Genomic DNA, 10,147 nt, shown 5'->3' with positions numbered 1-10,147 from the left:
AGCGCCCAGACCGGCGTGGGCTTGGAGGCACTAAAGGCCGCACTAACCGAGGCAGCAGCAAAGACGCCCCTTCGCGATGCAAGCGCCGCCGTTCGGCTCCCCGTGGACCGGGTTTTCTCGCTCCCTGGTGTCGGCACCGTGGTCACGGGTACCCTGATTGCGGGGACGCTTCATGCAGGCGATGCTGTCTCACTAGAGCCGCAGGGTTTGGCAAGCAAGGCACGCACCCTCCAAGCACACCGCAAGAAAGTCGAGATCGCCGAGCCGGGAATGCGCGTTGCGGTCAATCTTCCTGGCATTGAGGTGAGCGAGATCGAGCGCGGCGCGGTTCTCTGCACGCCCGGCGCACTCGCCGCTACCACCCTTTTAGATGCCCGTCTCTCGGTGCTTCCCTCCGCCAAGAAGCCTCTGCGTCACCGGGAGCGCGTCCGGCTGCACCTGGGAACCGGCGAGCTTTTAGCGCGCATTGTGCTGCTCGAAGGCGCGGAGATCTTGCCCGGCACCGACGATGTGCCTGTCCAGTTCCTCTGCGAGAGCGACGCGGCTCCGGTGAGGGGCGAGCGTTTTGTGGTTCGCACCTACTCTCCCGCCCGCGCGGTGGGCGGGGGAGCCGTCGTGGATCCGCACCCGGCCCGCAAGTACCGGCGTGGCGATGCCTCGGCTCTGGCACTCTTTGAGGCGCGGGGCGAAGGCTCCCCGGAAGAGGCGGTCTATGCCCAGCTCTCCTCGCGCCACGCGGAGTTTACCGCCAAAGAGATCAGTGACGCGGTCGGGTTTCCTGCCGAAGCGGCCCTTGAAACGCTTGCGGATGCCGGACGTGCCATCGTCATTGGCGGCACCCACTACCTCTCCGACGAAGCAGCGCGTCGGCTCAAAGAAGCGACACGGCGCACTCTAGAGCAGTACCACAAGCAAAACCCCTACCGAAAGTCCATGCCCCGCGATGGCCTGCGCACGCCCGTCAGCAAGGCCGCGACCGTGAAAGACTTTCACGCACTGGTTGCCTATCTCGTGAGCGAGGGAGTGCTGGTGATTGAGGGGACGAAGTCTAAAGGGCTTCGCGCACCCGACCATGAGGTCATTGTCCCCGAGGGCTGGAAAAAACCCGCAGAGCACATCCTCTCCGTCTACCAGAGCGCCGGGTTTGCCCCGCCCAACCCCGGCGACTTTGCCGCCAACTACCCCCGCGATGTTCACGTCCCCACGATCCTCAGCATTCTCTGTGAGCGCGACCAGCTCGTCAAGATCGCAGACAATGTCTATATCAGTGAGGCGGCCTTCAGCGAGGTCAAACAAGTCGTCCGGCGGCTCGCCAGCACGCCTGAGGGAATCACCGTCGGTGGGGTGCGTGATGCCATCGGCAGCTCCCGAAAGATCGTCCTTCCCCTACTCGAATACCTCGACGGCATCCGCTTCACCCACCGAAACGGCGACACCAGAACTCTGGGAGAGGCATAGCGGTATAATTTCCGGTGTAGCGAAGCCCTTTGATGCAACAACCAAGTTCTTAGTGGAGACGCACCCTGCCGACACGCTCCTGCGTGTTCAGACCACGCCGCCCTATCTGCTCATCTTGGATTTTCAGGGCAACCACGACGCCTCGCTCCTGGCGCGCCTCCAGCTCTACCGGGCACTGGTGCGTCGCGAAAACCCGAAGATCGCCATTGTCTGCGCCTTGATCCTCCTGCGCTCTTTCACAGGTCATAGGGAGCTGACCGGCCTCTACGAAGAGCGTGGCCTCGACGGTGAGACCGATACTTTCCTGCGCTACAAAGTCATTCGGGTATGGGAGCTTCCTCCTGAAGTTTTCCTAAAAGGCGGCCTTGCGACGTTGCCGTTGTGTCACAAGTGCGTAAAAATGAGTGGCCGGATGTGCTGAGGCAAGTTGAGTACCGTCTCAACAACGAAGCAAAACCCTCGGAGGCGGATCGCCTGCGCACCGCAAGCTTTGTTTTAATGGGTCTGAAGTACGACCCGAAATTCGTGGAGAAACTTATGGGAAAAAATGTACTGGAGCTGTCATCAACCTACCAGGCCATGATGCGCGAGGGCATCGAAAAGGGTATAGAACTCGGCAAAGAACAAGGCTTAGAGCAAGGACGAGAGCAAGGACGGGAGCAAGGACGGGAGCAAGGCTTGCGAACGTCCCTTCTTCGCATCGGGCGGCGGCGCTTGGGTGAGCCTTCCACGGCTATCACGGACGCTCTAGCGAGTATCTCCAAGGTGGAGCGGCTTGAGGCGCTGCTAGATCGGGTTCTTGAGATCGAGTCCTGGGACGAGCTCCTGGCCACGTGAGTCTCTGGCAGATCTTTGCAGACACAGGCGGGACATTTACAGACTGCCTGGCGCTCTCTCCTGATGGCGAGTGGCACCGGGCGAAAGTGCTCTCCAGCGGGGTATTGCGAACCGACTTGGTAGGAAATGCCCCGTGGCGGGCAGGGCTCCCCGATAGCTTTCTGGAGGGAGTGAAGTCCCACCACGACAGCGCGATGATCACGTACTCGCCCGGTCTGGAAGCGCCGCTTGTCGCGGCGCACTTGGTCACCAAAACCCCTTTTTCGCAGCCACTCCCCCCGCTGGAGCTACGCTTGGGCACCACGCGGGGCACCAATGCGCTCCTCACACGCACAGGGACACCTCCCATTTTCTTTGTCACGGCGGGCTTTGAGGACCTGCTCCGTATCGGCAACCAAGCACGCTCGGATCTATTTGCTCTGGATATTGTCAAGCCAGAGCCGCTCTACGCAGAGTCCATCGGTGTTTCGGAGCGCCTGAGCGCGGACGGCTCACTTCTACGCCCACTCGATGAAGCCGCGCTCCGTGAGGCAGCAACGCAGCTCGTGGCGCGAGGCCATCGGACGGCGGCAGTGGCGCTTCTTCATGCCTGGCGCAACCCCACGCACGAGCAGCGGGTTGCGGAGATTCTGCGTGAGTGCGGCTTTACCCATGTCTCGCTTTCGTCGGAGCTCGCGGCGCTTCAGAAGCTTTTGCCGCGTGCCGAAACGGCTGTTGTTAATGCCTATCTCACGCCCGTTCTAGAGAGCTACCTGAGTGGCGTGCGACGTGGACTCAGCGCGGGTAGCACGCTCACGATCATGACGAGTGCAGGTGGGCTCGTCCCCGACAGCCAGTTCCGTCCCAAGGACAGCCTCCTCTCCGGGCCGGCGGGGGGCGTGGTGGGAGCGTGTGAGTCGGGGGTGCGTGCAGGGTTTACCCAGCTTATCGCCTTCGACATGGGCGGCACCAGCACCGATGTCGCGCGTATCGAAGCGCCTGAGCTTCCGTATGTCTTTGAGCACAAAGTCGGCGATGCCTTGCTTCTTGCCCCCGCTGTGGCCGTGGAGTCGGTCGCGGCGGGCGGTGGCTCGATCTGCGGCTGTGACCGTCACGGGCGCCTCTTCGTTGGACCAGGGTCGGCGGGAGCGCAGCCCGGCCCCGCGTGCTACGGCGCGGGTGGCCCCCTCACGATCACGGATGTCAATCTCTTGCTAGGCCATATTCCCGAGAAAGATTTCTCGCTCCCGCTAAGCCGCAGCGCCGCCGAAAAGGCGCTCCAAGCCGTCGCCAAAGAATCGGGCCAGCCTGGCGAGGCACTCCTCCACGCCTTCTACGACCTCGCCAACGAGGCCATGGCGGACGCGATCCGTCAGATCAGTGTCCGCAAGGGCTACGATCCCACGGAGCACGCTCTGGTCGCCTTTGGGGGTGCGGGGGGTCAGCACGCCTGCGCCATAGCCGAGAAGCTCGGGATTCGCACCATCGTGGTCCCCCCCGACCAGAGCCTCCTCTCCGCCTTTGGAATCGCCCACGCCCGCCATGAGCGCTTCGCCGAGCGCCAAGTTCTCCAGCTCTTGGATAAGACAGATGTCTCAGCCCTTCTCACCGAGCTAGAGACCGAAGCACGAAATGCTCTGGGTGAGCTGAGCGAGGTCACCCGTCGGATCGCACGCCTACGCCTTGTCGGGCAGGAGACACCGCTCGAAGTCCCCGCTACGAGTGCACTTTCCAAAGCCTTCCAGGAACACTTCAAACGCCTCTACGGCTACGCGCCTGATCCGAGCCGGGCCATTGAAGTCGAGAGCTTGCGGGTGGTTGTGGCGGAGACCCGGCCAGAACCCACCCGGCTTTCCGTTCGTCCCTCACTCCAAGCCACCCTCCCTCTACGAAGGAGGGTTGAAGGTGGGTTGATTGTGGAGGCGTTTAGTGTCACGGTTATGCGAGAGGGATGGACAGAAACAACATCGGAGAGCGGGGCGCTGATGCTACAGCATTCTTCTCCCACGCCAAACCAGGGTCGAGAGGCAGAGGAAGTGGTAGCACTTGAGCTCTTCACGCGCCGCTTTGAGTCGATCGCAACCGAGATGGGTGAGGCGCTACGGCGCACGGCGCTCTCGGTGAATGTCAAGGAGCGACTGGATTACTCCTGTGCCCTACTTGGCCCTAGCGGCGACTTGGTGGCAACGGCAGCCCATATCCCGGTGCATCTCGGAGCGCTGGGGGGCTGTGTCCGTGAGCTCATTCGTGCCAAGGCTTTTGTCGGGGAGCAGCCGATTATTGTCAACCATCCCGCCTTTGGTGGCTCGCATCTCCCCGATGTTACGGTTATCAACCCCGTCTATGACAGCGAGGTTCTTTTGGGCTTTGTCGCGAGCCGGGCGCACCACGCGGAGATCGGGGGAACACGGCCCGGCTCGATGCCTCCTGGCGCAAAAACACTGGCAGAGGAAGGCGTCGTGATCCCGCCCACGTCCTGGGATCGGGAGACGCTCACCGCACTTCTCACCCAGGCCCCCTACCCCACCCGCGCTCTTGCTGACAACCTCGCCGACCTCGAAGCACAGCTCGCCGCCAACCACCAAGGCGCACAAGCCCTCCGTGCTCTCGCCAAGCAGCATGGCCCCGAAAAGCTCTTCGCCCTACAAGCCGCCCTCGCCGACCGATGCGAGCAGATTGCAAGGAAACACCTTAAATCCCCCCTGCCGGGCGGGGGATGGGGGGGTGGTCGGTTAGACGACGGCCATACGATCCAAGTCACGCTCCGCCAGGAAGCTAACAAATTTATCGTTGACTTTACGGGCACGTCTTTGACCCATCCGGCGAACTTTAATGCCCCGCCCGCAGTGACAGTCGCTTGTGTCCTATTTGTGTTGCGGCTTCTGATTGGCGAGGACGTCCCGCTCAACGAGGGGCTCTTGCGGGCAGTGGAGATAATCCTGCCACCCGACACGCTGCTGAATCCGACGTTTCATGCCGACCCGACCCTCTGCCCTGCGGTGGTGGCGGGCAACACAGAGGTCAGCCAGCGGGTGGTGGCGGCGCTCCTCCAGGCCTTTGGGCTCTCGGCGGGCTCTCAGGCGACCATGAACAACACGCTCTTTGGGAACGCACGCTTTGGCTACTACGAGACGGTCTGTGGCGGGGCGGGGGCGACGGCCACCGCGCCCGGTGCCTCAGCGGTGCATACCCACATGACCAACACACGCATCACCGACCCGGAGATTATCGAGGCACGCTACCCCGTGCGGCTAGAGCGCTTTGCGATTCGGCGCGGCTCCGGCGGCGCGGGCAAGCACCCCGGCGGCGAGGGCATTGTGCGGGAGTATGTCTTTCTAGAGCCTGTCGCAGTCTCACTCCTCACGCAGAGCCGCACCTCGGGCGGGTTTGGCGCAGACGGTGGCAGCGAGGGTGCCCCCGGCCAGCAGCGTGTTGTTCGTGTGGATGGAAGTGTCGAGACGCTCCCTGCTGTCGCGGCGGCGGAGTGTGCGGTGGGCGACAGACTGATTCTGGAGACGCCGGGAGGGGGGGGCTATGGCAAACCGTAGACAAGTGGATCGACGGCGGCTGGGGGCTTGGCTCTGGTATGGTGGGCGGATGCTGGGCGGTGGCGGCACACTCGGGGTGCTGGCGGGCAGTGTCGCACCCTGGGTGCAGCTCTCGCTCTTTGGAATCCCTCTCGCTGCACCCGGCGTGCTCTTTGCGGGCGTGTGGTCGGCGGCGGCGGGACTGATCGGCCTGAGTGTGCTACGCCGAGCGCCGTTTGTCGCTGCCGTAGCGGGGGTGGTCGCGCTGGGAGTCGGGATGAGCCAGGGCAAGCCCGCGGTACAGGCCGTCTCCCGGCAGATTCTCGCGCTACGCATGCGTCTCATGCCCGTCAATGCGCGCCTGGAGCAGGCTCGCCTCTCCCCCATTGAGCCCTTCGGTGAGGTTAGCCACGCTGAGCCCGGTCCTGGCCCCGCTTGGGTTGTTTTCGGTGGTGCTGCGCTCTTGATGGGAGGCATTGCCGCAACTCTCGGGGAGCGCTGGCGACGGAGCTGCCCGCAGTGCCATCTGGTCTGGTCCGATGAGCGCCTGCCCACGCTCCTGCACTGCCCCGGCTGTGGCCTGCGCCGCACCAGCGCCCGTCAGTGCCAGAACTGCTGGCATGTCGCCGAAAAATCCGACAAACACTGCGCCCACTGCGGCGGGGCACTGCAATAACCATGATCCACGACATCACAATCCCAATGAACTCGACGCTGGCGGTCTGGCCCGGCGATACCGCGTTTTCCTTCACGAGCACGGCCTGGGGAACAATCTCTGTGGGGGCAGTGACGATGAGCTGCCACACCGGAACCCACGCCGATGCACCACGCCACTTCCTGCCAGACGGCATCGGGATCGCCGAGATTCCCCCCGAGGTCTATGTCGGGGAGTGCCTGGTGATTGAGGCTGTTGGGCGGGATATGCTGGATGTAGATGTCTTTATTGACCCCAACCTGCCTGAACGTGTTCTTATCAAGACCCTCGCCTGGACGAATCATACACGCTTCCCCGATGAAGTCCCCGTGCTGACCGAGGCAAGCGTCGCGCTTCTCGCGAGTCGTGGCGTGCGACTTATCGGGCTGGACGTCCCGAGCGTGGATCGCCTCCAGAGCAAAGACCTCCCCATTCACCACGCCCTGGCGGCGGCAGGGATTCACATCCTAGAGTCCCTCGACCTGCGCCAGATCACGCCAGGCCGCTACCAGCTCATCGCGCTTCCCCTACGCCTCGACAGCGCCGATGGCTCCCCCGTCCGTGCGGTGCTGGTCGAGCCATAGCTCCCGCCCGTTGGAGGGGCGGGACTGGAGAGCGTCGCAGGCTCCGCTACAAAGGGCGTGCCGCCCATACCCTCTTCGCTTGCCAGAGGGGGTAACGGCACTGTCGCCGTGGGGGAGGCATGGCCGGAACGGCCTTAGCAGCCACAGGCTCTCTAGTCCTGCCGTTCTAATCGGCGGGACTCAGGTGCTCTTCGATCAGGGCGACGAAATCCGGGTACCCGAAGTGCTGCGCCCAGCCCAGTGCCGTTGCTTTGAACTGTAAGTCCGGAATACTTAGATCAGGGTGTGCGGAGAGAATCAGGCGAGCAAGCTCCAGGTCCTTGCGTAGTACGGCTTCGTGTAGCGGGGTCCAGCCACCAGCGCCCAGCAGGCGGTTCGCAAGCTTGGGGCGAGCCACGAGCGCCGCAGAAACTTGCTCGCGCCACCCCAGATCACAGAGGGGAATGATGTCGGGCAAGGCTCCCTGCTTCAGAAGCCAGCGTGCGGATTCGGGCTGCCCAAGACGCGCCGCGACTTCGAGTGGGGTCATCTTGCAGCGGAGCGGAGAGTCTAGGTCAGGAGGAACTGGCAAGGCTTGGAGCGTCGCTAGGTCGCCGCGCCCGATGGCCTCGGTGAAGGCGACCGTGTCCGCATCCAGCGGGGGGAGCTCCAGGGCGGGGCGAAACATCCACCAGGTCTGGCCGTGGCCCAGTGAGATAAAGCCGAGCCGGTTGTAGATGTGGGTAGCAGCGTTGAGCAGGACGTAGCGGCAGCCCAAGCGACGGGCCTGCTGGCACGCGGCCCAGGAGATCGCTCGCCCGATGCCCTGGTTGCGCGCCGCAGGGAGCACCCCCACATTGTAGATTCCCGCCACGTTGAGCGTGCCGCCAGAGACATGGAGCAAGCTATGCCCGACAACGCTCCCGTCCCGCCATGCGCCAAAGTGGTAGGTCAGACGCGGCTCTTGCTGTGTCAGCGCTCTCAGGCGTGAGGCATCGCTCGGCTCGTAGTAGGGAATGCCTGTCACGTCCCAGTCGCTCCCCTCATCAAGCGCAATGGTCAGCCCGTCGGGAACCGGGAAATCCTCGTGCTGTACTGCCTCCAGATCCAACACCATCCAGTGCGGCTCCCAGCCCCACGAGAAGCCACGTGCGACCAGAAGTGCGGCAAGATCACTTGGCAGTGTGGGCACCACCGACCAGCAAGAGACTTGGCGAACATCCTTACTCAGGGCAAACTCTAGCGCAGCATCCAGCGCCGCTCCGATCCCCTCACTCGCCCGCTGGGGGAAGGCGATAATTACCTCGCCTAGGACAGAGGGATCAGAGGCGGGGGAATAGATCACGTTTAGGCCATCGAGACGCTTGACCTCGCCACCTGCCACCAGCGCATACTCGGAGAACCAGGCAACATGATTTTCCGCAGCCGCTTGAACGAGTAGCTCTCTTTCCAGCCCACTGCCTTCCCCCCTCATCACGATCAATTTCCTTTCACAAAGTATACCGACTCCTTGGTACAATGCACGCTATGAAACGCCTCGCCGCGGCTGCCTTTGTCGTGCTCACCCTTATGCCTACTGTCCGGGCACAGACCCCGCCGCCCCCGGTGAGCGCGGTAATCAAGCTCTACCAAGTCAAGTACGCCACGCCTAAGGAGCTTATGGAGCTGCTCACCAAGCTGCTGCCCGAGGTGCAGACATTTCTGGGGCCACAGCCCAAGTATGTCCGTGACACACTCCAGGGGGAAGATCTGGGCTCATCACCGACCACGCCCCGTCCGGTAATCGCGACGGTGGATACGGTGGCCAAGGATGTCAGCGACCAGTTTGTGCGCTTTCTGGTGCTCAAGGGCACGCCCGAGAAAGTAAGTGAGGCCATCACTCTGTTGGAGCAGCTGGACCTGCCCGCGCCCCAAGTGCTGATCGAGGCGCAGATTCTCGACATCAACGAAGGCTTCACCAGTGCTCTGGGCATCAGTTATGACCTAGCGCCCGGCGGCAAGACCGTTAAGGGCACGTTGGACAAGCCCAAGGGCAGTGGCCGCTTCGATGAGATTGTCTTTGGCCGCCTCTCCCGCGACCCGATCACGTTTAATGCCGCCATAGACGCCGCGATTCAGAAAAACCAGGCACGGATTTTAGCCAGCCCCAAGCTCATGGTGCTCTACAACCAGCGGGCACGGATTTTTATCGGCGATGAAGTGACGTTTCTGCAAGGCACGCAAGTCACCCAAAACGGCGTCGCGCTCCAGACGGGGAAAGTCAATGTGGGCGTCGAGCTCAACGTGACGGCAATCGGAAACCCCGACGGCACGATCCAGCTCAAAGTAAACCCCGAAGTTGGGAGCCTGACTCTGCTCGAAACTCAGACCAACGGCATCTCGCTGCCGCGCATCTCCCGCCGCACCGTCCAAACCTCCGTGCGCCTCAAAGACGGCGAGACTTTAGTCATCGGCGGCCTGATTGGCGAGAATGAGCTCAATACTATCCGAAAAATCCCCTTCCTAGGAGACTTACCCATCCTCGGCCAGCTCTTCCGCCGCGACGGCCGCGAAAAATCGCGCTCCGAGCTGGTGATAATCTTGAAAGCAACCATTCAAAAACCCTAGTTCCCGAACGAGGAACGAGAGAGGCGGCGCGAAGCGCCCTAGAGAGGGACGTTTACCGTCCTGGAAAAATTATGGAAACAAGACAACTCGGAACCGGTGGGCCACAGCTCACCACCGTCGGATTTGGTGCGTGGGCCGCGGGTGGCCCGTATGTGTTTGGCTGGGGACCACAGGACGACAACGACTCGGTGGCGGCGATGCTCAAGTACCTAGAGCTCGGCGGCAACTGGATCGACACGGCGGCGGTCTATGGCTTCGGGCACTCCGAAACCGTCGTGGGACGGGCCGTGCGTGAGTTTGGCCAGCCAGTCTTTGTCGCCACCAAGTGCGGCCGCGTGGCCCCCCCCGCCCCCAATAATGGGGGAGCCAGTGTGCGCCCGCAGTCCGACCTGCGCCCCGAGTCCATTCGCCAGCAGCTCAATGCCTCCCTCCAGCGATTGCAATTAGACTACGTGGACTTATTCCAGGTGCACTGGCCCGAC

Annotated in this window: 9 protein-coding genes; 8 read left to right on the top strand and 1 reads right to left on the bottom strand. The window is 62.8% G+C overall.

The genetic code is table 11. From position 1 onward, the window contains the following. The 6 genes from AC1XOS_RS15060 to AC1XOS_RS15035 form a co-directional block, all read left to right on the top strand. The coding region (locus tag AC1XOS_RS15060) for a SelB domain-containing protein (protein WP_481963044.1) at window positions 1-1,458 on the top strand (1,458 nt) is incomplete at its 5' end. Window positions 1,459-1,510: 52 nt separating this feature from the next. After that, on the top strand, window positions 1,511-1,879 hold the full coding sequence (locus AC1XOS_RS15055) for a hypothetical protein (RefSeq protein WP_481963043.1): 369 nt from the start codon (window positions 1,511-1,513) through the stop codon (window positions 1,877-1,879). After that, window positions 1,873-2,295: a hypothetical protein gene (locus tag AC1XOS_RS15050; RefSeq protein ID WP_481963042.1), complete on the top strand. Its 423-nt coding sequence runs from the start codon at window positions 1,873-1,875 to the stop codon at window positions 2,293-2,295. The genes AC1XOS_RS15055 and AC1XOS_RS15050 overlap by 7 nt, the downstream gene beginning before the upstream one ends. Next, complete coding sequence (locus AC1XOS_RS15045) at window positions 2,292-5,822, top strand: hydantoinase B/oxoprolinase family protein (RefSeq protein WP_481963041.1); 3,531 nt, start codon at window positions 2,292-2,294, stop codon at window positions 5,820-5,822. The genes AC1XOS_RS15050 and AC1XOS_RS15045 overlap by 4 nt, the downstream gene beginning before the upstream one ends. Next, on the top strand, window positions 5,809-6,477 hold the full coding sequence (locus tag AC1XOS_RS15040; RefSeq protein ID WP_481963040.1) for a hypothetical protein: 669 nt from the start codon (window positions 5,809-5,811) through the stop codon (window positions 6,475-6,477). Before AC1XOS_RS15045 ends, AC1XOS_RS15040 begins: the two co-directional genes overlap by 14 nt. 2 nt (window positions 6,478-6,479) lie before the next feature. After that, on the top strand, window positions 6,480-7,079 hold the full coding sequence (locus AC1XOS_RS15035) for a cyclase family protein (protein WP_481963039.1): 600 nt from the start codon (window positions 6,480-6,482) through the stop codon (window positions 7,077-7,079). Window positions 7,080-7,245: 166 nt separating this feature from the next. On the opposite strand, the gene AC1XOS_RS15030 is transcribed toward AC1XOS_RS15035, so the two are convergent. After that, complete coding sequence (locus AC1XOS_RS15030) at window positions 7,246-8,532, bottom strand: GNAT family N-acetyltransferase (protein ID WP_481963045.1); 1,287 nt, start codon at window positions 8,530-8,532, stop codon at window positions 7,246-7,248. A gap of 53 nt (window positions 8,533-8,585) precedes the next feature. Between AC1XOS_RS15030 and AC1XOS_RS15025 the strand changes: the two genes are divergently transcribed. Next, entirely contained in the window at window positions 8,586-9,665 is a 1,080-nt protein-coding gene (locus tag AC1XOS_RS15025) for a type II secretion system protein GspD (protein ID WP_481963038.1), read from the top strand. A 71-nt stretch (window positions 9,666-9,736) separates the two neighbouring features. After that, window positions 9,737-10,147, top strand: a 411-nt coding sequence (locus AC1XOS_RS15020; RefSeq protein ID WP_481963037.1) for an aldo/keto reductase, incomplete at its 3' end; no start/stop codon positions are given.

It is taken from the genome of Armatimonas sp. (genome assembly GCF_964826245.1).
This window is presented reverse-complemented; position numbering and strand designations above follow the sequence as displayed.

Excerpts from the sequence above, each read along its gene's own strand:
- AC1XOS_RS15025 (WP_481963038.1), top strand. The coding sequence starts at position 8,586 with ATGAAACGCCTCGCCGCGGCTGCCTTTGTCGTGCTCACCCTTATGCCT.
- AC1XOS_RS15030 (WP_481963045.1), bottom strand. The coding sequence starts at position 8,532 with ATGAGGGGGGAAGGCAGTGGGCTGGAAAGAGAGCTACTCGTTCAAGCG.
- AC1XOS_RS15035 (WP_481963039.1), top strand. The coding sequence starts at position 6,480 with ATGATCCACGACATCACAATCCCAATGAACTCGACGCTGGCGGTCTGG.
- AC1XOS_RS15040 (WP_481963040.1), top strand. The coding sequence starts at position 5,809 with ATGGCAAACCGTAGACAAGTGGATCGACGGCGGCTGGGGGCTTGGCTC.